The sequence below is a fragment of the Micromonospora sp. NPDC048907 genome (assembly GCF_055586885.1).
Genome location: NZ_JBVJHI010000002.1, coordinates 92,200 through 117,668 on the forward strand (window position 1 = coordinate 92,200; position 25,469 = coordinate 117,668).

Genomic DNA, 25,469 nt, shown 5'->3' on the forward strand with positions numbered 1-25,469 from the left:
GGTCGAGAGCCCCCGTCCGGTCACCGGTCACCTCGTGCCGAGGGTCAGCCGGCCAGGCCCTTCTTGAGCGCGGCGCCCATCTGCACCGCCCGCTTGGCGGTCAACGCGGTGGCGCCGAGGGCCATGTGGTCCGGGGCGATCTCGCCGTTGTTGCTGGTGTGGGAGGCGCCGTACGGGTTGCCGGCGACGAACTGGCTGGGGTCGGTGTAGCCGGGGGTGACCACGACGCCGCCCCAGTGGTAGAAGATCGTGTACAGCGACAGCAGCGTCGCCTCCTGACCGCCGTGCGAGGTGGCGGTCGAGGTGAAGCCGCTGTAGACCTTGTTCGCCAGCGCGCCCTGCGCCCAGAGCGGGCCGGTGGTGTCGATGAACTGCTTGAGCTGGGCGGCGATCATGCCGTAGCGGGTGGGCGAACCCATGATCACGACGTCGGCCCAGGAGAGGTCGTCCGGCTGCGCCTCCATCACGTCCTGGGTTTCCAGGCGGTGCGCCTGCCAGCCCGAGTTGGAGCGGATCGCCTCGTCCGGCGCCAGCTCACGTACCTTGCGCAGGCGTACCTCGCCTCCGGCCTCCCCGGCGGCCTCGGCCGCCGCCTGCGCCATCTGGTAGGTGATGCCGGTCGCGCTGTAATAGATCACCGCGACCTTGACCTGGCCATCCATCAGACGTTTCCTCCTCGGTGTCGGGTCAGCTCCGGCGACTACCCGGTGGTTACGCCGGCAAACGGCGGGCGCGGGCGGCGGCGATCCGCGCGGCCCTGCTCCCGCGGCACCACCCACTGAGCCGAGTCGATACCTTGCCGGGGCTCAAGATTTGCGCAAGTTCCGATGGAAACCGCTTCCCCGGGCCGGGCCGGCCGAGGATCCTGGTCCCACCGGTGCCGGCGTACCGCCGCCGCCCCGCACCGGGAGCCTGAACGGGGGATCGCGCTCCGCCGGCAACGGGGCTGGCGTAGCGCGATCAGGGGTGTTCCCGGGCTCAGTCGTTGAGCTTGTCCCGCAGGTCGGTCACCCGCTTCTCCAGCCGGTCCACCGCCTGCTCGTTGTTGATGAACGTGCTGATGCCGGCGGCGAGGGCCAACCCGATCAGCACCGCCAGGATGCTGAGCACCAGGCCCCCGATGGCCACCCCGCGGCCGGTGACGCCGGGCCGTCGGCTCATCCGCAGCCCGAAGATGCCCAGGATGATGCCGATGATCCCGAGCAGCAGCCCCACCGACGCCAGGATCGCGGTGAGCACGCTGAGCAGGCCCGCCACGCCGAAGACCAGCGCAAAGGTGGCCGCGGCGCTGGTCTTCGCCCCGCCGGACGGGCCCGCCGGTCGGGCGGTGGTGGCCCGCCCGGCCCCCCGGGCCGGTTCACTGGACGCTGTCATCACCCACACCTCGCATTCCTCGCATCGATTTCCCGACGCCGCATCCCCGCTCCGGCCGCACTCATTCCTCGCAATCCGGGTCGTCACGGGCACCACTGCCCCTCCTCCTCCTATTCGTCCCGGTTCGGGGGAATGCCGGGACCTCCGCCGGGAACCCGGGTGCCGACCCACGAGAGGAAGGACGAACCATGCGACTCACGGAGCAGCAGGTCCGCTCGCTGTACGGGCAGGACGTCCAGGACCGCTCGGGCGCGAAGATCGGCAGCGTGGGCCAGGTCTGGGCCGATCCCAGCGGCGAGGCGACCTGGGTCAGCGTGAAGACCGGGGTGATGGGCCACCACGAGTCGATGGCTCCGCTGCAGGCGGCCCGGATGCAGCAGGACGGGCGGCTTCAGGTGCCGTACGACAAGGCGACCGTGCGCAGCGCTCCCAGCGTGGAGACCGGCACCGACCAGCCGCTCGGCGCCGACCAGCTCACCCAGCTCTACCGGCACTACCAGCTCGGGGAGCAGGCCGCCCAGCCGCCGCAGCGGATGCCGGGCGCGCCGGAGGTTGTCCGGTCCGAGGAGCGTCTGCGGGTCGGCACCGAGAGCGAGCCGGCGGGCGCCGCGCGGCTGAGCAAGCGCGTGGTCACCGAGAACGTGCAGACCAGCGTGCCGGTCGAGCACGACGAGGTGACAGTCGTCCACGAGCCGATCAGCGAGGCCGACCGCGACGCGGCACGGGCCGGCATCGGCGAGGAGCAGCGCGAGATGGAGCTGCGCGCCGAGCACCCGGTGGTCGGCAAGGAGCAGGTCCCGGTCGAGCGGGTCCGGCTGACCAAGGACGAGGTCGTCGAGGAGCAGCCGGTCAACGCGCAGGTCCGCCGGGAGCTGGTGGACGCCGACGTGCCGGAGCGGGCACGCCGCAAGGGCTGAGTCAGCGGCATCCCGGGCGGGTGGGCGACGGCCCACCCGCCCGGTCGTGCGTACGCCGGGAACGTCGCACCGCCGACCTATGCTGGCCGTCCACCCGACGACGAGGAGCCGGCACGTGACCGTACGCCTCACCCGCGCCGAGGCGCTGGCGCTGCGGATGACCGGCCTGCTGCTGCGCCCGCACCCGGCCGCGCGCCCGGACAGCGTGGCCGAGGTGGTCGAGTGGTTCGGCGCCATGCAGGCGCAGGACGCGGCGAGCGGGCTGTGGTCCCTCGGCGTGCGCCTGCCCGGCCGGACCCAGGACGACGTGTGCGCGGCGCTGGAGCGGCGCGAGGCGCTGCGCACCTGGCCCATGCGGGGCACGGTGCACCTGGTGCCGCCCCGCGACGCGCGCTGGATGCTGGAGGTGACCGGTGTCCGGGCGCTGTCCGGCGTGGCCGGCCGGTGGGCGCAGCTCGGCCTTGCCGGGACCGACGCGGACCGCGCCGCCGAGGTGCTGGGTGCGGCCCTCGCGGGCGGGGGCCGGCTCAGCCGGGCCGAGTGCCTGGCCACGCTGCGCGCCGCCGGCCTCGACACCACCGGCCAGCGCGGCTACCACATGCTCTGGTACGCGAGCCAGCGCGGCGTCACCTGCATCGCCCCGCACGTGGGCACCGAACAGACGTTCGTGCTGCTGGACGAGTGGGCGCCGGATCCGCGCCGCCCCGAGCGCGACGAGGCGCTCGGCCTGATCGCCCACCGCTACGTCCGCGGCCACGGGCCGGTGACCCGGCACGAGCTGGCCCGGTGGACCGGCCTCACGGTCACCGACGCCGCCCGGGGCATCGCGGCGGCCGGCGAGGCGCTCGCCCCGGTGGAGGTGGACGGCGTGCCGGCCGTGGTCGACGCCGCCCTGCTCGACGCGCCCCGGGCGCCGGTCGACGACGTGCACACCCTGCCCGGCTTCGACGAGTACCTGCTGGGCTACAAGGACCGCTCGCTCATGCTCGATCCGGCGCACGCGAACGCCGTCGTCCCCGGCAACAACGGGATCTTCCAGGCCACGGTGGTGCGGGGCGGCCGGACGGTCGGCACCTGGAAGCGGACCGTGGGCAGGCGGGCGGTCACCGTGGCCGTGCGGCAGCTGACGCCGTTCGACGACGCGCTGCGGGCCCGCGTCGAGTCGGCGCTCGCCGGCTACGCCGCCTTCCTCGGGTTGCCGTTGCGGCTGACCTGGTAGCGGCACGGCCGGGCCGGTGGACCCTTCGCCCACCGGCCCGGGTGCCGGCTCAGTCGGCCAGCGCGCCGGCCGCCCGCCCCTCGTGCAGGGTGAGGTTCCGCCCGGTGGACGGGTCGAACAGGTGGATCTTCTCCAGGTTGAACCAGACCCGCCGCGGCTCGCCCTCCCGCACCGGCGACTCGGCCGACAGCCGGGTGACCAGGCTCGACCCCGTCCCGGTGAAGTCCGCCGCGCCCGCGTCGGCGGCCAGTTCCTCCAGCTCGGCGGCGCTGGCCCGCTCCCCCTCGACGGTGAAGTAGACGTACTTGTCCGAGCCCATCGACTCGACGATGTCGACAGGCGCCTCGAACTCCAGGCCCCGGCGGCGGCTCTCGTCGTCGATCAGCGCGGCGTCCTCGAAGTGCTCGGGACGGATGCCGAGGATCAGCTCGCGCGGGGCGTCGGCGCCGTCGAGCTGCCGGCGTACCCGGTCCCCGATCGGCACGTCACCCAGCGCCGTACGCAGGTGCCCGTCCTCGACGGCGGCGTGCAGGAAGTTCATCGACGGGGAGCCGATGAACCCGGCCACGAAGAGGTTGCGGGGGTGGTCGTACAGCTCCTGCGGCGGGCCGACCTGCTGCACCGCGCCACCCCGCATGATCACCACGCGGTCGCCGAGGGTCATGGCCTCGGTCTGGTCGTGGGTCACGTAGACGGTGGTCGTGCCGAGCTGCTTCTGCAGCCGGGACACCACGGTGCGCATCTGCACCCGCAGCTTCGCGTCCAGGTTGGACAGCGGCTCGTCCATGAGGAATGCCTTCGGCTGCCGGACGATCGCCCGTCCCATGGCCACCCGCTGCCGCTGCCCGCCGGAGAGGTTGGCCGGCTTCCGGTCCAGCAGCGGGGTCAGCTCCAGGACCTTCGCCGCCTCATCCACCTTCTGGTGGATGGTCTCCTTGTCGAGCTTCGCCAGCCGCAGCGGGAAGGCCATGTTCTCCCGCACGGTCATGTTCGGGTAGAGGGCGTAGGACTGGAAGACCATGGCGATGTCCCGGTCCCGGGGCGCCTTGTCGTTGACCCGCTCCCCCGCGATGCGCAGCTCACCGGAGCTGATGTCCTCCAACCCGGCGATCATGTTCAGCGTGGTGGACTTCCCGCAGCCGGACGGACCGACCAGGATCACGAACTCGCCGTCGGCGATCTCCAGATCGACGTCCTGCACCGCGGTCGTCCCGTCCGGGAACCGCTTGCTCACCTTGTCCAGCACGATGTCGGCCATGACAACACCACCTATCCCTTGACTGCGCCGGAGGTCAGACCGGAGACGATGCGGCGCTGGAAGAAGAGCACGAACAGGACGATCGGAATGGTGATCACCACGGCGGCGGCGCAGATCGCCCCGGTGGGGTCCTCGAACTGCGACTCGCCGGTGAAGAACTGCAGGGCCACCGGGACCGTGCGCGACCGCTCGGTCGAGGTGAGCGTGATGGCGAAGAGGAAGTCGTTCCAGCAGAAGATGAAGACCAGGATGGCCGTGGTGAACAGCCCCGGCGCGGCCAGCGGGGCGATCACCCGCCGGAACGCCTGGCCCTGGGTGGCGCCGTCCATCTTCGCCGCCTTCTCGAGGTCCCACGGGATCTGCTTGAAGAACGCCGAGAGCGTGTAGATCGCCAGCGGCAGGGCGAACGTGATGTACGGCAGGATCAGCCCCGGCCAGGTGTCGAAGAGCCCGAGCTGGCGCTCGATCTCGAACAGCGGCGACACCAGCGACACCTGCGGGAACATGGCGATCAGCAGGGACACCCCGACCAGCAGCTTCTTGCCGGGGAAGTCCAGCCGCGAGATCGCGTACGCGGCCATCGCGCCCAGCACCACGGCGATCAGGGTGGCGATCAGCGCGATGCCGATCGAGTTGACCAGGGCCCGGACGAACTGGTCGGTGTCAAAGATCGTCCGGTAGTTGTCCAGCGTCCACTCCCGGGGCCAGAACTTCCCGTCGGTGAGGGTGGCCGGGGTCTTGAACGACAGCGAGGCGATCCAGAGCACCGGGACCAGCGCGAAGACGACCACGACGAGGTCCAGCAGGCCCCAGCGCACCTTCGCCCGTGGGGTGGTTTCGACTGCCATCTCAGCGCCTCTCCCCGTCGTCGCTGCCCGGGGCAGCGGTCCCGAACAGCTTCACGAACACGAACGCGATGATCGCCACGGTGAGGAAGATCAGCACCGACATGGTGGAGCCGATGCCGAGGTTCAACCCCCGGATCAGGTTGTTGTAGGCGAGCATCGACACCGACGAGGTCTCGTTGCCGCCGGCGGTGAGCACGAAGATGTTGTCGAACACCCGGAACGCGTCCAGGGTGCGGAACAGCAGGGCGACCAGGATGGCCGGCTTCATCACCGGCAGCATCACCTTGGTGAACCGCTGCCAGGCCGTCGCGCCGTCGGTGGAGGCGGCCTTGAGCAGGTCCTCCGGCACCAGCGCCAGCCCCGCCATGAGCAGCAGCGCCATGAACGGGGTGGTTTTCCAGATCTCGGCCAGCATGATGATCGCCAGCGAGCTGGCCCGCTCGGTCAGCGGGGCGCTGCCGTCGAACAGGTTGGCCAGGTAGCCGGTGCCGGGCGTCCAGGCGTACCGCCAGGAGAAGGCCGCGACCACCGTGACGATGCCGTACGGGATCAGCGCCGCGGTGCGGACGATGCCCCGGCCGACGAGCGTCCGGTGCATGATCAGCGCCAGCCCCATGCCGAGCACCAGCTCGACCACCACGGTCACCACGGTGATCAGGACGGTCACCCCGAACGCCGTCCACCAGAACTGGTTGGTCAGCACGGTGACGTAGTTCTCCAGCCCGACGAACTCGCGCTCGTCGGGGAACCGCAGGTCGAAGCGCTGCAGCGACAACCAGACCGAGTAGAGGATCGGGTAGGCGGTGACCAGCACCATGACCAGCGCGGCCGGCGCGCAGAGCAGCCAGCCGAGGCGCCGCTCGGCGCGCTTGTTCTCGCTCAGCGGCGGCTTCGCCCGGCGGCGGGCGGCCCGCTGGGCGGGCACGGCGGCGTGCCGGCCGGCGGAACGCTCGGCGTCCGCCGCGACGTCCGCGCCGGCGGGCGTGGCGTTGACGCTCACGGTGCCACCTTCCTTCGCGACTGCGGGGCTCGCAGGACCGGCTCACTCCTCGCGCTCACGGCAGAACCCCCTTCGACTCGAGCGCGTCCGCGATGGCGTCGCGCAGCTCGTCGGCGGTCTGCTCGGGCCGGATCGCCGACGGCGGCGACAGGATCGCCGACATGACCGTGGAGATGCTCTGGTACGCCGGGGTCAGCGGCCGGACCGCCGGCTCCTTCAGCTCCTCCAGGATGGTCTCCTTCATCGGGTACGCCTTGTCCATCTCCGGGTCGGCGTAGACCGCCTCGATGGTGGGCGGCACGCCGTCGTTGACCGCGGAGAACTTCTGGTGCTCGGCGTTGCGGATGCACTTCGCCACCTCGAAGGACTCGGCCGGGTGCTTCGAGTAGGTGCTGACCGCCATGTTGACCCCGCCGATGGTGACCTTGCTCGGCGTGTTCGCGTCGATGCCCGGCACCCGCGCCCACTTGACCTTCTTCGCCAGGTCCGGGTTGGCCTCCTGCATGGCCGGATACACGAACGGCCAGTTGACCTCGAAGGCGCCCGCGCCGGACTGGAACTCCAGCCGGACCGGATCCTCGGTGGCGTTGGTGAACGACGGCGAGGTCACGCCCGAGGTGGCGAACTTCTTGAGCTGGTCGAGCGCCCGCACCGCGCCCTCGTCCATCGCGGCCTTCTTGCCGTCGTCACTGAGGATCTTCCCGCCCGCGCTCTCGGCCAGGGTGTTGTAGAGGACGACCAGGCCCTCGTACTGGGCGCCCATGGTGAGCACCTGGTACGGCTTGCCCTGCTGCTTGAGCTGCTGGGCGGCGGAGATCATCTCGTCCCAGGTCTTCGGCGGCTCCTGGACCAGGTCGCTGCGGTACCAGAGGAGCTGCACGTTGGTGTTCTTGGGCGCGGCGTAGAGCTTGTCCTCGTAGCGGGCGGTGTCCAGCGGGCCGGCGAGGGTGCCCTGCTCCACCTCGGCCCTGTCCTGGCCGGTCCACTCCCGGATCCACTCGGCGCTGGCGAACTCCTGGGTCCAGGTGACGTCGAGGCCGAGCACGTCCATCCCGGTGTCCTGCGCCGCGAGCCGCCGCACCATCTGCACCCGCTGCTCGTCGGCCTGCCGCGGGAGCACCCGGTAGACGATCCGGTAGCGGCCCTGGGCCTGGGCGTTGCAGTCGTCGACGACCTTCTGCAGGTTCTGCTCGGGCGGGTAGTACAGGTTGATGGTGGGCGTGCCGCCCGCACCGCCCGATCCGCAGGCGGCCAGCGGGGCCACCAACGCGAGTGCGGCGGCTGCCGCCGCCGCACGCCGGGCCGGCCGCCGCCGTGGGGCCGTGTCGGGGTCTGCCGTCATCGCCCTCCCCCTTTCTTCGGCGAAGAACCGGGGAGTCACCCGTGCCCCGGCGCACGGCGAGACGGTCGGGGCGCCGGTGGATCGCCTGGCGCCCGGGACGTTTCGTGGGCCAGACAGTGCCCTGGCTGCGACGCTGCGAAACCTGACGGTCACGAGACGGGTACGACAGCCGCCGTTGTGGGGCGGATCACCGGCCGCGGCGATCCCGTCGCCGTCGGGTCCGGGCGGCATGATGGCCGGATGATCGCGCGCTTCAAGGACCTCTGCATGGACGCGGCCGACGCCCACCGGCTCGGCGGCTTCTGGGCCGGCATCCTCGACGGGGAGCTGGTCGACACGGGCGACGGCGACGCCCGGATCGATCCCCGCGGCGCCGCGTCCGGCGCCGAGTCGATCTGGGTCAACACGGTGCCCGAGCCCCGCACCGGCAAGACGCGGGTCCACCTCGACCTGCGGCTGGCCGATCCGGGGCCGGCCGCGCTGCTGGCGGCCGGCGCGCGCCTGGTCCGTGAGCCGGACGCGGAGATCAGCTGGTGGGTGCTGGCCGACCCCGAGGGCAACCAGTTCTGCGCGTTCGCGCCGCGCGAGGGCGCCCGGCCGGGCGTGTTCGAGCTGGTCGTGGACAGGCCGACCCGGCGGCCCAGGCCGCCTGGTGGGCGCGGGCGGTCGGCGGCCGGGTGGAGACCGCCGCCGAGGGCGCCGCGTCGGTTGTCGGCGCCGCGGGCTTCCCCTGGGATCACTGGGTCTTCGACCCGGTGCCGGAGCGCAAGCGGGTGAAGAACCGGGTGCACTGGGACGTGGTGCTGACCGGCGCCGAGGTCACGCCGCTGATCGCGGCCGGGGCGACCCTGCTGCGCGAGCCCACCCCGGCGACGCGGTGGTGGGTGCTGGCCGACCCGGAGGGGAACGAGTTCTGCGCCTTCCCGGCCCGTCCCACTCCGTGAGCGGCGAGCTACCCGGCGTGCGGCCTCGTGGACTAGCGTTTCGGTAGCTCCGCAGCCAGCGCGTCGCCGTCGAAGTCGATACGCCTCCGGCCGACCCCCAGCCCGTCCGATCGGTTGGTTCTCGCGCGAACTCCCTTCTGCGGTACCACCGGTTGGGCAGGATTCCCACGAGGAGGTGCCGTCGTGCAGGACACCCGCGCTCTCGCCCTGACGTTCGAGGTGAGCGGCCTGCCCCCGGTCAAGACCGAGGCCCTGTCCATCTTCGCCGCCGGGCACCGGCAGGCGGCGAGGGTCCGCGCCCTGCTCCAGGCCGCCTGCACGGCGGCCCAGCGCACGGGGTGGACCCCGCTCACCGGTCCGGTCGAGGTGGACGTCACCTTGCGCTGCCCGCCGGGGCACCGCACCTCCGACGCCAGCACGCTGGTGGGCGGGGTCTGCGCGGTGCTCCAGGACAAGAAGCGGGTGGCGAACATCGGCCTGGCCCACCTCGGGGTGCTGGTCGACGTCGCCCTCTGGTCGGACGACCGGCAGATCCGCCGGCTGTCCTACGTCGAGGAGCCCGCCGAGGACTTCTCGTACCAGGTCCGGGTGGCGGCCGTACCGACGATGGTTTGACCGACGACGGCGGTGGGGTACCGCGGTCGCCGACGAAGGGAGCGCCGATGCCGGAGCCACATGTCACGCTCGACCCGAGCGGGCTCGATCCTGTGCAGCAGAAGCTGCGCGGCCCGTTGGAGGAACAGCTGACCTCGGCTTTGCAGGCGGCCGCCGACCGGGTCCGCGCCGACTACGCGGGTGAGCCCGTGGAGGAGGTCTGCCGCCGGCTGCTCGACGAGACCCGCGCCGGGCTGCACCCGGACATCGCCGCCGGGTTCAACCCGGACATGGACGAGTTCTGCCGGGTCGCCGTGGCGATCGTGCGCGGCGAAGTCGGCTGACGCACGGGCACCCGGCCACGCCGGCCGGCCGTCCGGTCGGCGCGGCCGGTCCGCACGGCCGGTCAGCCGCGTCGCACGTCGACCGCCACGACGTGGGTGCCGTCGGTGCGGGTGGCCTCGCCCAGCCGCACCGGCAGCGTCCCGCCGGCCGGGGGCCGGAGCCCGAGCCCGAAACTGAGATGGCCCTCGAAGTCGCCGGCCGCGGCCCAGCCGCGCAGGGTCGGGTAGCCGATCCGTGCCGGCGGCAGGGCGGCGGTGCCGGCGCCGCGGGCGTCGTGCGCCTGCGCCGGGTCGAACCGCACCGACAGGTACGCCGTGCCGGGCAGTTCGACGGGCGCGCCGCGGCCCTCCGTCGACACCTGCGTGACGTAGCCGACCTGGTAGGACGGCGTCGGGCCGCGGAAGGCGAAGGTGATCCGGCTGAACCCCTCGGTCGGATGGTCGCCGACCCGCACCTCGACCAGGACCGGCAGCGGCTCCCCGGGCGCCGGCGTGACCGGCACCCGGACCTGGTGCGTCACCCGGGCGGGCGTGCCGGGCACCGCCCAGTCGTAGGTCACCCGCCAGGCGCCCTCGACGGACGCCGCGCTGCTGGGCGTGGGCGGGGTGGCGGCGGGCGTGGTCGCGGCGGCGGTGGTGCCGGCGGCCGGTGCCGGCGCGGTTGTGGGGGCCGCGCCGTCGTGGTCGGTCGCCGTGCAGGCCGCCGCGAGCAGCACGACCAGGCCGGCGAGCAGTGGTACGCGCTGACGTGTCATGGCTCAGTGTCGCGCCGGGCGGCCCCCGTCCACCAGAGCCGTTCGTCCGCCCGGCCGGCGGGGTCCTCGGCGGTCAGCCGGTGAGGGCGAGCGACTTCACGACGACCAGCGCGACGAGCAGCACGGCGACCGCCGTGGCGACGGCCACCTGCACGGCGGTCCGCCGCCCGGCCGGGGCGTACGCGAACCCGAGGCCGACCAGGCCGCCGGCCAGCAGGCCGCCGAGGTGCCCCTCCCAGGAGGTCCAGCCGGCGGAGAGCACCATCCAGATCACGAACGGGACGAGCACCCGTTGCGGCTCGATCGGATGGTGGTGCAGCCGCCGGGCGAGCACCACGTAGCAGCCGGCCAGGCCGTAGACCGCGCCGGAGGCGCCGACCGCCGCCTGGCCCGGGGAGACCAGGAAGCCCAGGACCCCGCCGCCCAGCGCGGAGAGCAGGTAGACGGCCAGGTACCGGGCGTGCCCCAGCCGGTCCTCGACCACCCGGCCGAGCAGCCACAGCCACCACAGGTTGAACGCGATGTGCAGGAAGCCGAGGGCGCCCTGGGTGGGCAGCAGGTGCAGGAACGACGAGGTGAGGAGGCGGTACCACTCGCCGTGCGCGATCCCGACCGGCTCGTACCCGGGGCGGGCCACGCCGTCGTCGACGTAACGCTGGCCGGCGTCGTCGACCAGCCCGGTGCCCAGGCTGTCGAACCGGTCGAGCACGGCCGGGTGGACCAGCTCGACCAGGTACGCCAGCACGATGAGGGCGATCAGCGCGTACGTCACCAGCGGGCGGGTGACCGGCCGGCCGCCGAAGACCGTCCGGGCCTGGCGGACGGTGCGGTTGTCCGCCCGGACGCACTCCGGGCAGCGGTGGCCGACCGGCGCCTCGCGCATGCAGTCGGGGCAGATGTGGCGGTCGCAGCGGCTGCAGCGCAGCAGCGTCTCCCGCTTGGGGTGCCGGTAGCAGGTGCTGGCGGCGTTCTCGGCGGGCGGCTGGCCGGTGCTGGTCATGTCCATGCGGATGCGGTCCTGGCTGGTGGGGGGGGCGGGCGGGAAGGTGCCGCCGCCGGATCCTCGCACGGAGTCGGCCGGCGCACCGCCCCGGTCCGGTCGGTCCGCACGGGTGGTGGGGGTGGCCGGACGGGTCAGGACCGGGTCCGCAACTCCCCGGTCCTGACCCCAGCCGTCCGGCGTGGTAGCGGTCTTCGCCGTCTGCAGCACGGCGGGCGTGGCACGCCGCCAACGCCGGGCTCAATACGGCGAGCCGGCCCGCCTGCACTCAGCTCCACGGTGCCCAACTACCGGACTTCGGCGCGCCCCCGACTCACCCCGAAGAGGCGTGGGCGCGGGCTCAGGTTAGGCAGGTTCTCGCAGGTGGAACAAGGTCGGGCGGGCCCGGGAGAATGTGATTGATACCAACGTTGAAATACGGCATGTCGGCGTAACAGGGTCAGCCGGACCAGCGCTGTTGGTTTTCGAGGCGAGGGCTGCGCGCCACGTCGGGCGGCGGCCCGGTCAGGGCCCCGGCCGCGGCCGCTCCGGCGATCAGCGCGACCGCCGCGAGGTGCAGCAGGCGCACCCCCGCCGGCGCCGGGACGGTGGCCGCGGGCAGGCCCGGCAGCAGGATCGTCCCGAGTCCGGTGACCGCGAGGGCCACCCCCCAGAACATCCCCGGCCGGGTTGGCGGCGCCGGCGGGCGGACCCCGTCGAAGATCTCGCCCCGCCGGGCGGCGCGCACCGCCAGGACGGCGACCAGCAGCCCGCCGCCGCCGGTGCCGATCACGTCCGCCACCTGCCACCAGTACAGCCCGGTCAGGGTGTGGAAGTCGGCGACGCCGAGCAGGCGCGGCCACCGGCCGCTGTGGGTGACGCGGTCCCAGGCGACGTGGCTGAACGCGCCGATCAGCGCCGAGCAGACGGTGACCTGCCAGGGGTGCCGGACGCCGGCCAGCGCGGCATGGTCGGGCCAGCCGAACAGCCGCTGGCCGGGCAGGTGCACGGCGATCCCGGCGATCACCCGGCGGACGATCCAGGCGTAGGCGAGGGCCACCGGCAGGCACCACCAGAGCAGCCCGCCGAGGGTGTGCGTCCGCAGCCCGAGGGCGAGTCCGGTGCCGGTGAACAGGTAGCCGACGTCCGGCGCGACCGCGCCGGTGGCCAGCGCCACCCCGTCGAACCAGTGTGGCCGCCAGAGCTTCAGCGGCAGCACCGGCGCCAGGTGCGAGGGGAAGGTCAGCGGCACGCCTGGGACGTTACCCGCCGGATCAGAAGTGCCGGACCAGGTCGGGGAAGGCGGCCAGCCGGATCACCCCGGGGTCGGTCGGGTCCAGCTCGTCGTGTTCCAGCACCCAGGTGTTCTCGTTGGGGATGAAGACCGCGTTCAGGCCGGCGGCCCGGGCGGGCAGGATGTCCGAGCGCGGGGAGTTGCCGACCATCCAGGCGGCCGCCGGGTCGAAGGCGTGTTCCCGGGCCAGCCAGCGGTAGGTGTCGACGTCCTTCTCCGGCACGATGTGCGCGGCACGGAAGTGGTGCAGCAGGCCGCAGGCGTCGAGCTTGCGCTGCTGCTCCTCGCGCTCCCCCTTGGTGAGCAGCAGCAGCTCGTGCCGGGTGGCCAGGTCGTCGAGGGTCTCCGCCACGCCGGGCATCAGCTCGACCTGGTGACCGACCAGCGCCGCCGCCAGGTCGTCGATCTCGGCCCGCTCCCGGTCGGTCGCCGGGCGCGCGCGCAGCTTCTCCAGGCACTCCCCGAGGCTGCGCAGGAAGACCTTGCTGCCGTAGCCGTGCGCCACCGCGTTGGCCCGCTCGATGTCGTCGAGCACCGTCCGGATCTCCGTCCGGTCCAGCGTCGGGTGGTCCAGCCAGGTGAGGAAGTCGTCGATCACCCGCTCGAAGACGACGTTGTTCTCCCAGAGCGTGTCGTCGGCGTCGAAGACCAGCACCGCGGCCTCCCGGCGCTGTGGCATCGCGTACTCCTTCCGTGTGGCGGACCGGGACACGGTACTGCCTCCGGGTGGCCCCGGCAGCCGGGTTTCCGGCGCGCCGGGCGGGCCCGGTATCGACCGACAAGATCATCCCAAGCCGGACGGACGGACCGTCCGGACTGGCCGAACGCCGAGCGACCAGCGGCGGGAACCCGACTGCGCCGGACCGGGTCGGGGCGGCATGCTTCGGCGATGACGACCTCACGCGATCAGCCCCGCGCGACCCCGGCCCGGCGCCGGCGTCGCCGGAGGGCGGCCACCGCCGTCGTGGCCGCGCTCGCCGCCGCGGGCGGCGCGCTCCCCCCGTCCCCGGCCCTCGCGGTCAACGCCACACACCCCACAGTGGTCGGCGCCAACCCGGCGGACTGGACGCCGCACGCGCTCGACGGGACCGTGTACCGGATCCTCCAGATCGGCAACCGGGTCTACCTGGCCGGCTCGTTCACGAAGGTCCGCAACGCCGGGCAGACCGCCCAGCTGGCGATGCCGCGGCTGGTGGCCTTCGACGCCACCACCGGCCGGATCGACACCACGTTCCGGCCCGTGGTCAACGGCACGGTCAAGGCGCTCGCCGCCGCGCCCGACGGCCGCTCGCTCTACCTCGGTGGCGCGTTCACGACGGTCAACGGCGTGTCCGCACCGCGGGTGGCCCGGGTCGACGCGGCCACCGGCGCCCGGGTCGCCGGCTTCGCTCCGGCCGCGCTCAACAACCAGGTCAACGACATGCGGCTGGTCGGCAACCGCCTGATCCTCGGCGGGGCGTTCCAGACCGTCGGCGGGGTGACCCGGCGCGCTCTGGCCGCGTTGAACGCCACCACGGGCGCCGCCGACGCCTCGGTGAACCTGCGGATCGAGGGGCCCCGGAAGACCTCCAGCGGCGCCACCGCGCCGGTCAAGATCGAAGCGCTGGACGTGTCCGCGGACGGCGGGCGGCTCGTCTTCGTGGGCAACTTCAGTTCCGTCGCCGGCGCGGCGCGCCACCAGCTCGCGGTGGCGAACCTGACCGCCACGGGCGCCACCCTGTCCGGCTGGTCGACCGACCGCTACCAGCCGCAGTGCGCCAAGACGATGCCCACCTACCTGCGGGGGGTCGACATCTCCGCGGACGGCACCTGGTTCGTGGCGGTCACCACCGGCGCCGCGTTCCCGGGCACGCTCTGCGACGCGGCGTCCCGCTTCGAGTTCGGCACGGAGACCGGCGGCAAGCAGCCGACCTGGGTGAACTACACCGGCGGTGACACCCTGCTCTCGGTGGCGATCACCGGCGCGGCGGTCTACGTCGGCGGGCACCAGCGCTGGCTGGACAACCCTCTCGGGCGCGACTCGGCCGGCCCGGGCGCGGTGTCCCGGCCCGGGATCGGCGCGATCCACCCGACCACCGGCAAGGCGCTCGCCTGGAACCCGACCAAGGACCGGGGCGTCGGCACCGCCGAGCTGTACGCCACCGACCGGGGCCTGTGGGTCGGCAGCGACACCGTCACGGTGGCCGGCGAGTACCACGCCCGGGTGGCGTTCCTCCCGCTGCCCTGAGGCCGGGGGCGCGGCGCTCGCCGCCGCGCCCCCGGTCAGCGGCGCAGGGTGAGGATCAGGTCGGCGACCAGGGCGGTCCACCCGGTCTGGTGCCAGGCGCCCAGGCCGGCGCCGTTGTCGCCGTGGAAGTATTCCGGGAAGCAGATCAGGTCCCGCCAGTCCGGGTGGGTCTGGAAGAGCTGGGCCGCGCCGTAGATCGGCCGCCGGCCCCAGCCGTCGCGGGTGAACAGCGAGATGAGCCGCGCCGACAGGTCGTCGGCGATCTCGTCGAGGGTGCGCTTCACCCCGGAGCGGGTCGGATATTCCACCTGGAGGTCGTCGCCGAAGAAGGCGGCGTAGTCGCGCAGCGCGCTGATCAGCAGGAAGTTGGTCGGCATCCAGATCGGGCCGCGCCAGTTGGAGTTGCCGCCGAACAGGCCGCTCGTCGACTCGGCCGGCTCGTAGCCGACGCTGAACTCCTGGCCGCCGAGGGTGACCGTGAACGGCTTGTCCAGGTGGGCGCGGGAGAGCGTGCGCAGCCCGTACTCGGAGAGGAACTCGTCGGTGTCGAGCATCCGGGCGAGCAGGCGCACCACCTGGTCGGGGCCGACCATGGACAGCAGCCGCTGCTGCCGGCCGTCCGGGCCGAGCCGGCGGGCGCCGACCACCTCGGCGTACTCGGGGCGGTTGGTGAGGAACCAGCGCAGCCGTGCGCCCAGTTCGGGCAGCCGGCGCAGGGTGCGCGCGGTGAGCCGGGTGACCGCCGCGAGGGGCAGCAGCCCCACCACCGAGCGGACCTTCAGCGGCACCTTCGTGCCGTCGGCCTGCCGCAGCACGTCGTAGAAGAACGCGTCCTCGTCGTCCCAGAGCCCCTGGTCGTACGCGGCCGCCGCGATGTACGCGAAGTGCTCGAAGAACTTCGTCGCGGTGTCCACGTACGCGCGGTCGTGCTCCGCCAGCACGACGGCCATGTCGAGCAGGTTGAGCGCGTACATGGCCATCCAGCCGGTGCCGTCGGACTGCTCCAGCACGCCGGCCACCGGCAGCGCGGCGGAGCGGTCGAACGGGCCGACGTTGTCCAGCCCGAGGAAGCCGCCCTCGAAGACGTTGTTGCCGCCGGTGTCCTTCCGGTTGACCCACCAGGTGAAGTTGAGCAGCAGCTTGTGCATCACCCGGGCCAGGAACTCGTGGTCGCGGGATCCGTCGATCTCGAACACCTTGAGCGCCGCCCAGGCGTGCACCGGCGGGTTCACGTCGCCGAACGCCCACTCGTACGCCGGGATCTGCCCGTTCGGGTGCAGGTACCACTCGCGGAGCAGGAGCAGCAGCTGATCCTTGGCGAAGCCCGGGTCGACCCGGGCGATCGTGACGCAGTGGAAGGCCAGGTCCCAGGCGGCGTACCAGGGGTATTCCCACGGGTCCGGCATGGAGATCACGTCGAAGCTGTTCATGTGCCACCAGGCGCTGTTGCGCCCGTGCCGGCGGCCGGCCGGCGGCGGCGTGGAGCCCGGATCGCCCTCCAGCCACCGCTTCACGTCGAAGTGGTAGAACTGCTTGCCCCACATCAGCCCGGCGATGGCCTGCCGGGCGACCAGCGCCTCGTCGGCCGTCGCGGCGGCCGGGATGACGCTGTCGAAGAACCGGTTCGCCTCGGCGCGCCGCGCCCAGAGCACCGTGTCGAACCCGTCGCCCAGGTCGGCCGGGGGCGGCGGGTCGCCCGCCGGGGGCGGTGCGGTGCGGGTCAGCCGCAGCCGGATCTGCCGCTGCCCGCCGGCCGGCACGTCCAGCACGTAGTGCAGCGCCCCCTTGGTGCCCTCCCGGTCCGGGTTGACGGTGGCCGCGCCGGTGACCACGTGGTCGTTGATCCCGTCCTTCGGGTACGCCGACCGCCCGGGCAGCCCCCACAGCCGCTCGGCGTTGGTGTCGTTGTCACAGAGCAGCGGTGTGGGCGCGCCGTCGCCCTCCAGCAGGAGCTGGCCGAGCACCCAGTGCTCCCCCACCAGCCGGGAGCCCGCACCGGTCAGCTTCGGCACCCGGTCGCCGCCGGGCAGCCCCCAGGCCCAGGTGTTGCGGAACCAGAGGGTGGGCAGCACGTGCAGGGTCTCGTCGGTGTCCCCCCGGTTGGCCACCGTGATCAGCACGCACAGGTCGGTCGGGGACGCCTTGGCGTAGTCGACGGTGACCGCCCAGTACCGGTCGTCGTCGAAGATCCCCGTGTCGACCAGCTCGTATTCCGTGTCGTCCCGGCCGCGCAGCGCGTTGACGGCGACCAGCTCGTCGTAGGGGAAGGCGGCCTGCGGGTAGTGGTAGCGCCAGCGCATCCACGAGTGGGTGGGCGTGGAGTCCTCGTACCACCAGTACTCCTTCACGTCCTCGCCGTGGTTGCCGCCGTCGCCGCCGAGGCCGAACATCCGCTCCTTGAGGATCGGGTCCCGCCCGTTCCACAGGGCGAGGGCGAAGCAGAACGTCTGCCGGTCGTCGCAGACGCCCGCCATGCCGTCCTCGTTCCACCGGTAGGCTCGGGACCGCGCGTGATCGTGGGGGAAGTAGTCCCAGGCCGTGCCGTGTTCGCTGTAGTCCTCCCGTACCGTCCCCCACGCCCGCTCGGACAGATAGGGACCCCATGCGCGCCAGTCCTGCTCCCCGGCGTCGGCCTGGGCGAGCCGGTGCCGCTCGGGGTCGGGGGTCGCGGAGTTCGGACGGTCGGTGATCACCTGCACATCTTCGACGCCGCCGGGGTACTTGACCACAGGGGCCATTGTCGTCGTGGCGGGTGACACCCCGCCGGTGGTGGAGGAAAGTTGATCGAGATTCGCTTCGGTCCGCAGGTCTGCGGGGAGCTGTCCGCCTCGTCGACGCGGGAGTGGCTGGTCACCGACGGGCGGGGCGGCTACGCCATGGGCACGGTCGCCGGGCTGCGCACCCGGCGCTACCACGGGCTGCTCGTGGTGGCCGGGGAGACGCCGGCCGCCCGCAGGGTCGGCCTGGTCAGTCTCGACCCGGCGGTGACCCTGCCGTCCGGGCGGCAGGTGCGGCTCGGCGCGCACGAGTGGGCCTCGGGTGTGGTCGACCCGCGCGGCTTCGAGCTGCTGGAACGCTTCGACCTCACCGACGGGGTGCCCCGCTGGCGCTGGCGGGTCGGCGACGCGGTGATCGAGCGGGAGATCGCCATGGCGTACGGCCGGTCCTGCGTGGCGGTGGTCCACCGGCTGGTGTCCGGCGGCCCGGTCCGGCTGGACCTGGCGGCGGCGTGCACCTGGCGCGACGCGCACGGCGAGCGGCGGGCCGACGGCCCGACCCCGCGGCTGGAGGAGGTGGCCGGCGGCGCCGTGGTGGAGGGCGCGTACCGGCTGGCCGGGCCGGGCTGGACCCCCGAGGGGCAGTGGTGGCTCGGCGTACGCCACCGGGAGGAGGCGGCGCGCGGGCTGCACCCCGACGAGGACCTCTGGTACGCGGGCCGGTTCTCCGGCGCCCTCGACGAGCCGGGCGCCGAGGTGTCCGTGCTGGCCTGGGCGGACGACCTGGCCGAGGAGCCCCCGCCGGCCACCGCGCTGGTCGAGGCGGCCCGGCGGCGCCACCGTGCCGTGGTGGCCGCGGCGAAGCCGGACGACGACGTCGACGCGACCCTCGCGCTGGCCGCCGACGCCTTCGTGGTGCACACCGCCACCGGCCCGGACGTGGTGGCCGGCTATCCCTGGTTCGGGGCCTGGTCGCGGGACACGATGACCTCCTACGAGGGGCTCTTCCTCCGCACCAACCGCAGCGACGAGGGTCGGGAGCTGCTGCGGTCGTACGCGGCCACGCTGTCGGAGGGGATGCTCGCCAACACCGCCGACACCGGGCGGGTGGAGCACAACACCGTCGACGCGACGCTGTGGTTCCTGCACGCGGTGCACCGGCACGTCACCGTCACCGGCGACACCGACCTCGCCGTGGAGCTGCTGCCCGCGCTGGAGGGCGTGGTGGCCGCGCACGTGGCGGGCACCCGCTACGGCATCGGCGTCGACCCGGCCGACGGGCTGCTCACCCAGGGCGGGCCGCCGGACGTCGCGCTCACCTGGATGGACGCCCGCGTCTACGGGGTGCCGGTCACCCCGCGCACCGGTAAGCCGGTGGAGGTCAACGCGCTCTGGGTGAACGGGCTGGCCGGCCTCGCCGAGCTGGCCGAGCTGACCGGCCGGGACGCCGGCCCGCTCCGGGCGCACCACGCCCGGGCGGCCGCCGCGTTCCGGGAACGCTTCCCCACGCCGGCCGGCTGGCTGCACGACGTGGTCGACGCGCCGGCGCCCGCGTACCCGCTCGGCGGGGCGCCGCACCACGACGACGACCTGCTCCGCCCCAACCAGCTGCTCGCCTGGTCGCTGCCGAACGCGCCCCTCGAACCGGACGAGGCCACCCTGCGCCGGGTCACCGAGGGGCTGTTCACCCCGCTCGGGCCGCGCAGCCTCTCGCCCGACTCCCCCGGCTTCGTGGGCCGGCACCGGGGCGGCCCGGCCGAGCGGGACTCCGGCTACCACCAGGGCACGGTCTGGCCCTGGCTGGTCGGGCCGTTCGTCGACGCGTACCGCCGGGCCGGCCTGCCCGTCGACGACCTGCTGGTGGGGCTGGAGGGGCACCTGACCGAGTACGGCCTGGGCTCGGTGAGCGAGACCGCCGACGGGCTGGCCCCGCACGCCGCCACGGGCTGCCCGTTCCAGGCGTGGTCGGTGGCCGAGCTGCTGCGCGTCCGGCGCCTTCGCGGCTGACGCGTTACAGACCGGCAACCGGCGCGTCGCCGCTGGTTATCGAGCGCTGGGCAGGATGGGCTGCGACCCCACGACGCGCCCGACGCGGTGCGCTCGGGCGGGTGCGGGGACCACAACTCAAAGGGGGCCGCATGTCCGCTGACGCCGACGTGATCGACATCCAGCCCGCCCGGCGCCAGCGGGTGCTGATCCTCTCCTGGGAGTACCCACCCGTGCTCGTCGGTGGCCTCGGCCGCCACGTGCACGCGCTCTCCGTCGCCCTGGCCGCCGCCGGCCACGAGGTCACCGTCGTCACCCGGCACGCCGAGGGCGTTCCCCTGGAGGAGTACGCCGACGGCGTGCGCGTCCTGCGGGCCGCCGAGGACCCGGTCCGGTTCCCGCTGGCCACCGGTTCGCTGCTGGCCTGGACCATGGCCTTCAACCACACCCTCACCCGGGTGGCGCTGCGCGCCGCCGAGTCCGGCGACTACGACGTCGTCCACGCCCACGACTGGCTGGTCGCGCACACCGCCGTCACGCTGGCCGAGCACCTGGACCTGCCGCTGGTCACCACCATCCACGCCACCGAGGCCGGCCGGCACCAGGGCTGGCTGCCCGAGGAGATGAACCGCACCATCCACGGCGTCGAGCACTGGCTGAGCAACGCCTCCACCCGGGTGATCGCCTGCTCCGGCTACATGCGCGACCAGGTGGGGTGGCTGTTCGACGTCCCGGGCGGGCGGATCGACGTGGTCCCCAACGGGGTGGACGACCGGGCCTGGCACGCCCGCCCCCGGGCTGTGTCCGCCGCCCGCGCCCGGTTCGCCGCCGACGGCCCGCTGGTCGGGTACGCCGGCCGGCTGGTGTACGAGAAGGGCGTGCAGCACCTGGTGCACGCCGTGCCGTACCTGCGGGACCGGCACCCCGGCCTGCGGGTGGTGATCGCCGGCGACGGCCCGTACCGGGACGAGCTGGTCGACCAGGCGCACCGGCTGCACCTCGCCGAGACGGTCCGGTTCGCCGGTTTCCTGGACGCCACCCAGCTCCCGGCCGTCCTGGCGGCCACCGACGCGACGGTGGTCCCCAGCCTCTACGAGCCGTTCGGCATGATCGCCCTGGAGGCGGCCGCCGCGGGCGCGCCCCTCGCGGTGGCGGAGACCGGCGGCCTGGCCGAGATCGTCGAGCCCGGGGTGACCGGGGTGACCTTCCCGCACGGCGACCCGGACGCGCTGGCCGGCGCGGTCGACCGGCTGCTCGGCGACGAGGTCTTCGCCCGCCGGGTGGCCCGCCGGGCCCGCACCGTGGTCGCCGAACGCTACGCCTGGTCCGCCATCGCCGCCCGGACCGCCGGCAGTTACGCCTCCGCCCGCCGGGAACACGGCGCGTTCCAGGCCCGCCGGGCGTCGGCGCTGCTGGCCGGTGGTCGCCCCGCCATCGCCATTCCGGAGGGGAATCTGCTGGCCGGCGCGGCGAGCTGAGCGCGCCGCCCCGCAGGGGATAGGTGTTGTCCGATCCGTTGGCTATTGTGGACATCGACCAGCGGTGAGGAGTGCGGTGCAGCAGGTAATGATCGCCGGCCGGTACCGCCTGCTCGACCTGGTCGGCCGCGGCGGGATGGGTCGGGTCTGGCGGGCCCGGGACGAGATGCTGCACCGCGAGGTGGCGGTGAAGCAGGTGGTGCCGCCGGGCTGGCTCGCCGCGCACGAACGCGACGAGGTGCGCGGCCGCACCCTCCGCGAGGCGCGCGCGACCGCCCGGCTCAGCCACCCCAACGTGGTCCGGGTCTACGACGTGGTCCGGGTCGACGGCGACCCGTGGCTGGTGATGGAGTACGTCCCGTCCCGGTCGCTGCAGGAGATCATCGACTCGGACGGGCCGGTGGACCCGCGCCGGGCCGCCGGCATCGGGCTGGCGGTGCTGGCCGCGCTGCGCGCCGCGCACGAGGCGGGCGTGCTGCACCGGGACGTTAAGCCCGCCAACGTGCTGCTGGCCCGCGACGGTCGGGTGCTGCTCACCGACTTCGGGCTGGCCGTCTTCGACGGCGGCGACGGGATGATGACCCGTCCCGGCCTGGTCCTCGGCTCACCCCAGTACGTGGCCCCGGAGCGGGCGGCCGAGGGGGTGTCCAGCGTCGAGGCCGACCTCTGGTCGCTGGGCGCCACCCTGCACGCGGCTGTGGAGGGCCGCTCCCCGTACGCCCGCAGCACCGCCATGGCCACGCTGGCCGCGCTGGCCAGCCAGCCACCGGACCCGGCGCCGCACGCCGGCCCGCTGGCGCCGGTGCTGGTCGGTCTGCTGCGCCGCGACCCGCGGCACCGGCTCGGCCACGACGAGGCGGCCCGCCTGCTGGCCGCCGCCACCGCGCCGACCGTCGACGTGCCCGGCTGGCCGGTCACCGGCGCCGCGCCCGCACCACCCGCCACCGGACCGGGCCCGGACGGCGACGGCACGTCACGCACGGCCACCGGGCCGGGCCGGGCCGGCGACGGCACGTCACGCACGGCCGGCGGGCCGGGCCGGGCCGGCGGTGGCCCGGCGGGCGCGGCCGGCGGGCCGGGCTGGGACAGCGGCGGCGCGACCGCCGTGCCACCGCCGGAGCGCGGCTACCCGGACGTGATGCCGCCGGCCGCCGCCGCCCGCGAGTGGAGCCGGGCCGCACGCCGGAGCGAGTGGGCCGCGCCGGCCGGACCGGGCGGCGACGACAGGCTGCCGCCGGCCGCGCGCCGTCCCGGGTCCCCGGACAGCCCCGCACGGCCCGGCACGGGCGCGCCCGGCGAGCCGGCGCACACCGGCGGGGCGGCCGGCACCCCCGCCGCGACCACCGGGTGGGCAGGCGCACCCCGCCCCACCAGCGGGGCGACCGGCGCCACCGACGGGACGACCGGCACGCCCGCCACCCCCGGCGGCGCGGCCGGCACGTCCGGTCCCACCGGCGCGACGGGCGGCACGCCCGCCGGCACGGTGGACGGCGCACCGGCCCCGGGCGGCAGCGCGGAGTGTCCGAGCCGGCGGCGCCGGGCGGCGATGCGACGCGGGGCGCTCGCGGCGGCCGCCGTGGTGCTCGCCGTGGCGGCGGGGATCGGCACCGCGCTCGCGGTCACCGACGACCACGGCGGGCCGCGGACCGGCGACGGCGACCCGCGCGGCGAGGCGCCGGGCGATCCGTGGAAGCACCCTCCCGGCCCGCCGCCGCCCGGCGTTCCCCCGCCGCCGTTCCCGTGCATCCGGCCCGACGCCGCGGGCAGCCCGGTGCGGGCCGGCTCGCCGCCCGCCGACGCGACGCGCACCCTCCCGGCCGGCTGGATCTGGTACGCCGACTCCGCCGGCTTCCGGCTCGCGGTGCCGGCGGGATGGCTGCACCTGCGCTCCGGCAGCACCACCTGCTTCCAGGACCCCACGACCCGCCGGATCCTCGGGGTCGAGCCCTATCCGGCCGGCGGCGACCCGGTGGACCAGTTGCGGGCGGCCGAACGCGAGCTGACCAGCGACGGCCGGCTGCCCGGCTACCAGCAGGTGCGGCTGACCGCCGTGGGCGGCGGCGCGGAGTGGGAGTGCCGGTGGACCGCCCCGTACGGGGAGCGGATGCACGCGCTGCGGGTGCTGCCCGGTGACTCCGGGGAGTGGACGCTGGGCTGGGCCACGTCCGACGCCGACTGGCCCGCCGCGGCCACCCAGCTGGCGCTGATCCGGGACAGCTTCCGGCCGGGCCGCTCCACCCACGCGGCCGGCTGACAACCCCGGCGTCTCATCACCGACAGATGTCCCGGCCCCGCGCGGCCGGAACGAGATACTTCCTGGTGATCCGGCGGCGCCCGCCGGCCGTCCCGGGACCCTCTCCCCAGTGGACCGTCCGGGTGATGCCCCGCGACCCGACGGCTAACTACAGTGGCGTAGTTTTGTCGATCAAGATCTCTGGGGAGGGCGAGCCGAGATGATGGGACCGTCCCACGCGCTGTCCGGCGCGGCGGTGTGGCTGACCGGCTCCTGGGCGCTGGACCAGTTCGCCGACTACCACCAGACGCCGCTCGCACTGGCGGTCGGCACCGCGGTCTGCGCGGGCGGGGCGCTCTTCCCCGACCTCGACCTGTCCGGGAAGGTGACCCGCAACCAGGGTGGCGCCACGGTGGCCCGGACCTTCGGCGTGTTCAGCCTCTTCATCGCCGAGGTGATGGAGAAGATCTCGCTGGGCGTCTACTACGCGACCAAGCTGAGCAGGGACCCGCGCCGCAACAACGGGCACCGGACGCTGACCCACACCATCCCGTTCACCCTGCTGGTCGGCTGGGGCACCACCGCGCTCTGCGCCGCGTACGGCAAGTGGGCGGTGGTCAGCATCCTCTTCTTCATGATCGGTCTGGCGCTGCGCGGGCTCTTCGACGAGTGGGCCGAGCGGGCCGGCTGGGTGGTCGTCACCCTGCTGTCGGCGGCCGCGGCCTGGTTCACCTTCGCCAACCTGCCCGGCGACCGTGGCTATCCGCTGATCGGCACCGCGGTGGGGGTGGGCTGCTTCGTCCACATCCTCGGTGACATGATCACCAAGGCGGGGGTGCCGATCCTCTGGCCCATCCCGATCAGGCGGCGGATGTGGACGATGGTCGGGCTGCCCAACGGCATCGCGCTGCGCACCGGGAGCAAGGCCGAGACCATCGTGCTGCGCGCGGCGCTGACCGTGCTCGCCGTGCTGGCCGCGGTGGGGCTGGTCGCGCCCTCGGTGCTGCACCGCTTCAACATCGAGGTATGACGCATCCGGACGACGCCGGCGCGGGGCCGGCGCGCCACACCCGGCCGCCGGTCGAGGACGCGGCGGTGCCGGAGTTCTGGCGGCGGCTCGGGCTGCCCGGGCTTGCCGACGTGCACACCCACTTCCTGCCGCCCCGGATGCTGCGCAAGGTGTGGGCGTACTTCGACGCGGCCGGGCCGCTGGTCGGCACCGAGTGGCCGATCCGGTACCGGTGGGACGACGAGGCGCGGGTGGCGCACCTGCGCCGGCTCGGCGTGCGAATGTTCAGCGCGCTGGCGTACCCGCACCGGCCCGGCATGGCCGAGGCGCTGAACACCTGGACGCTGGACTTCGCGGCGCGCACCCCGGGCTGCCTGCCCTCGGCGACCTTCTTCCCGGAGCCGGCGGCCGCGCGCTACGTGGCGGACGCCCTCGCGGCCGGCGCCCGGGTGTTCAAGGTGCACGTCCAGGTGGGCGGCTTCGCGCCGACCGACCCGGCGCTGGACGCCGTGTGGGGGCTGCTGGCCGAGGCCGGCGTGCCGGTGGTGGTGCACGCCGGGCACGCCCCGGTCGGCACGGCGCACACCGGTCCGGCGTCGTTCGCCGCGCTGCTGGCCCGGCACCCCGGGCTGCCCGCGGTGGTGGCCCACCTGGGCGCGCCCGACTACCCGGCCTTCCTGGCCCTGGCCGAGCGGTACCGGCACGTGCGGCTGGACACGACGATGGCGTTCACCTCGTTCTTCGACCGGTTCGTGCCGTTCCCGGCGGCGGAGCTGCCGCGGCTGCGCGAGCTGGGGCTGGCGGGCAAGGTGCTGCTCGGCAGCGACTTCCCGAACATCCCCTACCCGTACGCGGAGCAGCTCGACGCGCTGGCCCGGCTCGACCTGGGCGACGACTGGCTGCGGGCGGTCTGCTGGGGCAACGCGGCCACCCTGTTCGAGCTGGCCTGAC

General features: G+C 74.0%; 23 protein-coding genes. 12 read left to right on the forward strand and 11 right to left on the reverse strand.

The features are described 5' to 3' along the window. Positions 1-44: 44 nt before the first annotated feature. Complete coding sequence (gene wrbA, locus ACZ6PY_RS05570) at positions 45-662, reverse strand: NAD(P)H:quinone oxidoreductase (protein WP_466069566.1); 618 nt, start codon at positions 660-662, stop codon at positions 45-47. A gap of 316 nt (positions 663-978) precedes the next feature. Next, the gene (locus ACZ6PY_RS05575) at positions 979-1,374 is read right to left on the reverse strand and encodes a hypothetical protein (protein ID WP_313719501.1); all 396 of its coding nucleotides are present in this window, start codon (positions 1,372-1,374) and stop codon (positions 979-981) included. Positions 1,375-1,562: 188 nt separating this feature from the next. Between ACZ6PY_RS05575 and ACZ6PY_RS05580 the strand changes: the two genes are divergently transcribed. Both ACZ6PY_RS05580 and ACZ6PY_RS05585 read left to right on the forward strand, forming a co-directional pair. Beyond that, positions 1,563-2,291 (forward strand): YsnF/AvaK domain-containing protein, encoded by a 729-nt coding sequence (locus ACZ6PY_RS05580; protein WP_466069568.1) that lies wholly within the window; start codon positions 1,563-1,565, stop codon positions 2,289-2,291. 115 nt (positions 2,292-2,406) lie between these two features. Next, positions 2,407-3,510: a winged helix DNA-binding domain-containing protein gene (locus ACZ6PY_RS05585; protein ID WP_466069569.1), complete on the forward strand. Its 1,104-nt coding sequence runs from the start codon at positions 2,407-2,409 to the stop codon at positions 3,508-3,510. A gap of 49 nt (positions 3,511-3,559) precedes the next feature. On the opposite strand, the gene ACZ6PY_RS05590 is transcribed toward ACZ6PY_RS05585, so the two are convergent. The 4 genes from ACZ6PY_RS05590 to ACZ6PY_RS05605 are packed head-to-tail and all read right to left on the reverse strand — an operon-like array spanning position 3,560 to position 7,958. Further along, positions 3,560-4,768, reverse strand: coding sequence for an ABC transporter ATP-binding protein (locus tag ACZ6PY_RS05590; RefSeq protein ID WP_466069571.1), 1,209 nt, complete (start codon positions 4,766-4,768; stop codon positions 3,560-3,562). An 11-nt stretch (positions 4,769-4,779) separates the two neighbouring features. Then, positions 4,780-5,616 carry a carbohydrate ABC transporter permease gene (locus ACZ6PY_RS05595; protein WP_466069573.1) on the reverse strand — a complete coding sequence of 279 codons (837 nt, stop codon included), beginning with the start codon at positions 5,614-5,616 and terminating at the stop codon, positions 4,780-4,782. A gap of 1 nt (position 5,617) precedes the next feature. Next, positions 5,618-6,616, reverse strand: coding sequence for a carbohydrate ABC transporter permease (locus ACZ6PY_RS05600; RefSeq protein WP_466069575.1), 999 nt, complete (start codon positions 6,614-6,616; stop codon positions 5,618-5,620). A 55-nt stretch (positions 6,617-6,671) separates the two neighbouring features. Then, positions 6,672-7,958 carry an ABC transporter substrate-binding protein gene (locus tag ACZ6PY_RS05605; RefSeq protein WP_466069576.1) on the reverse strand — a complete coding sequence of 429 codons (1,287 nt, stop codon included), beginning with the start codon at positions 7,956-7,958 and terminating at the stop codon, positions 6,672-6,674. Between the two features lie 240 nt (positions 7,959-8,198). Between ACZ6PY_RS05605 and ACZ6PY_RS05610 the strand changes: the two genes are divergently transcribed. The 4 genes from ACZ6PY_RS05610 (at position 8,199) to ACZ6PY_RS05625 (ending at position 9,840) form a co-directional block, all read left to right on the forward strand. After that, positions 8,199-8,735 carry a VOC family protein gene (locus ACZ6PY_RS05610; RefSeq protein WP_466069578.1) on the forward strand — a complete coding sequence of 179 codons (537 nt, stop codon included), beginning with the start codon at positions 8,199-8,201 and terminating at the stop codon, positions 8,733-8,735. Further along, positions 8,636-8,902, forward strand: a complete 267-nt coding sequence (locus ACZ6PY_RS05615; protein WP_466069580.1) for a VOC family protein — start codon at positions 8,636-8,638, stop codon at positions 8,900-8,902. The genes ACZ6PY_RS05610 and ACZ6PY_RS05615 overlap by 100 nt, the downstream gene beginning before the upstream one ends. A 183-nt stretch (positions 8,903-9,085) precedes the next feature. Further along, positions 9,086-9,517 carry a RusA family crossover junction endodeoxyribonuclease gene (locus tag ACZ6PY_RS05620; protein WP_466069582.1) on the forward strand — a complete coding sequence of 144 codons (432 nt, stop codon included), beginning with the start codon at positions 9,086-9,088 and terminating at the stop codon, positions 9,515-9,517. 47 nt (positions 9,518-9,564) lie between these two features. Further along, the gene (locus ACZ6PY_RS05625) at positions 9,565-9,840 is read left to right on the forward strand and encodes a hypothetical protein (protein WP_262285994.1); all 276 of its coding nucleotides are present in this window, start codon (positions 9,565-9,567) and stop codon (positions 9,838-9,840) included. Positions 9,841-9,902: 62 nt separating this feature from the next. On the opposite strand, the gene ACZ6PY_RS05630 is transcribed toward ACZ6PY_RS05625, so the two are convergent. From ACZ6PY_RS05630 to ACZ6PY_RS05645, 4 genes are all read right to left on the reverse strand, one after another. Continuing rightward, positions 9,903-10,595 (reverse strand): AMIN-like domain-containing (lipo)protein, encoded by a 693-nt coding sequence (locus tag ACZ6PY_RS05630; RefSeq protein WP_466069584.1) that lies wholly within the window; start codon positions 10,593-10,595, stop codon positions 9,903-9,905. A gap of 73 nt (positions 10,596-10,668) precedes the next feature. Next, entirely contained in the window at positions 10,669-11,601 is a 933-nt protein-coding gene (locus ACZ6PY_RS05635; RefSeq protein WP_466069586.1) for a rhomboid family intramembrane serine protease, read from the reverse strand. A 433-nt stretch (positions 11,602-12,034) separates the two neighbouring features. Further along, positions 12,035-12,826 carry a DUF4184 family protein gene (locus ACZ6PY_RS05640; protein WP_466069588.1) on the reverse strand — a complete coding sequence of 264 codons (792 nt, stop codon included), beginning with the start codon at positions 12,824-12,826 and terminating at the stop codon, positions 12,035-12,037. Positions 12,827-12,848: 22 nt separating this feature from the next. Continuing rightward, positions 12,849-13,547, reverse strand: coding sequence for an HAD family hydrolase (locus ACZ6PY_RS05645; protein WP_466069590.1), 699 nt, complete (start codon positions 13,545-13,547; stop codon positions 12,849-12,851). Between the two features lie 210 nt (positions 13,548-13,757). Here ACZ6PY_RS05645 and ACZ6PY_RS05650 point away from each other — a divergent pair, with 210 nt between their 5' ends. Next, on the forward strand, positions 13,758-15,095 hold the full coding sequence (locus ACZ6PY_RS05650) for a hypothetical protein (protein ID WP_466069592.1): 1,338 nt from the start codon (positions 13,758-13,760) through the stop codon (positions 15,093-15,095). Between the two features lie 35 nt (positions 15,096-15,130). Here ACZ6PY_RS05650 and ACZ6PY_RS05655 read toward each other — a convergent pair whose 3' ends face one another. Next, positions 15,131-17,833, reverse strand: a complete 2,703-nt coding sequence (locus ACZ6PY_RS05655; RefSeq protein WP_466069594.1) for an MGH1-like glycoside hydrolase domain-containing protein — start codon at positions 17,831-17,833, stop codon at positions 15,131-15,133. Between the two features lie 42 nt (positions 17,834-17,875). On the opposite strand from ACZ6PY_RS05655, the gene ACZ6PY_RS05660 reads away from it, so the two are divergent. The 5 genes from ACZ6PY_RS05660 to ACZ6PY_RS05680 all read left to right on the forward strand — a co-directional run bounded on the left by ACZ6PY_RS05660 (position 17,876) and on the right by ACZ6PY_RS05680 (position 25,468). Beyond that, positions 17,876-19,819: an amylo-alpha-1,6-glucosidase gene (locus ACZ6PY_RS05660; protein WP_466069596.1), complete on the forward strand. Its 1,944-nt coding sequence runs from the start codon at positions 17,876-17,878 to the stop codon at positions 19,817-19,819. A gap of 131 nt (positions 19,820-19,950) precedes the next feature. Beyond that, entirely contained in the window at positions 19,951-21,276 is a 1,326-nt protein-coding gene (locus ACZ6PY_RS05665) for a glycosyltransferase family 4 protein (protein WP_466069598.1), read from the forward strand. A 76-nt stretch (positions 21,277-21,352) separates the two neighbouring features. Then, positions 21,353-23,530 (forward strand): serine/threonine-protein kinase, encoded by a 2,178-nt coding sequence (locus tag ACZ6PY_RS05670; RefSeq protein WP_466069600.1) that lies wholly within the window; start codon positions 21,353-21,355, stop codon positions 23,528-23,530. A 199-nt stretch (positions 23,531-23,729) separates the two neighbouring features. Next, positions 23,730-24,539 carry a metal-dependent hydrolase gene (locus ACZ6PY_RS05675; protein WP_466069602.1) on the forward strand — a complete coding sequence of 270 codons (810 nt, stop codon included), beginning with the start codon at positions 23,730-23,732 and terminating at the stop codon, positions 24,537-24,539. Continuing rightward, entirely contained in the window at positions 24,536-25,468 is a 933-nt protein-coding gene (locus ACZ6PY_RS05680; protein WP_466069604.1) for an amidohydrolase family protein, read from the forward strand. The genes ACZ6PY_RS05675 and ACZ6PY_RS05680 overlap by 4 nt, the downstream gene beginning before the upstream one ends. Position 25,469: the final 1 nt, after the last annotated feature.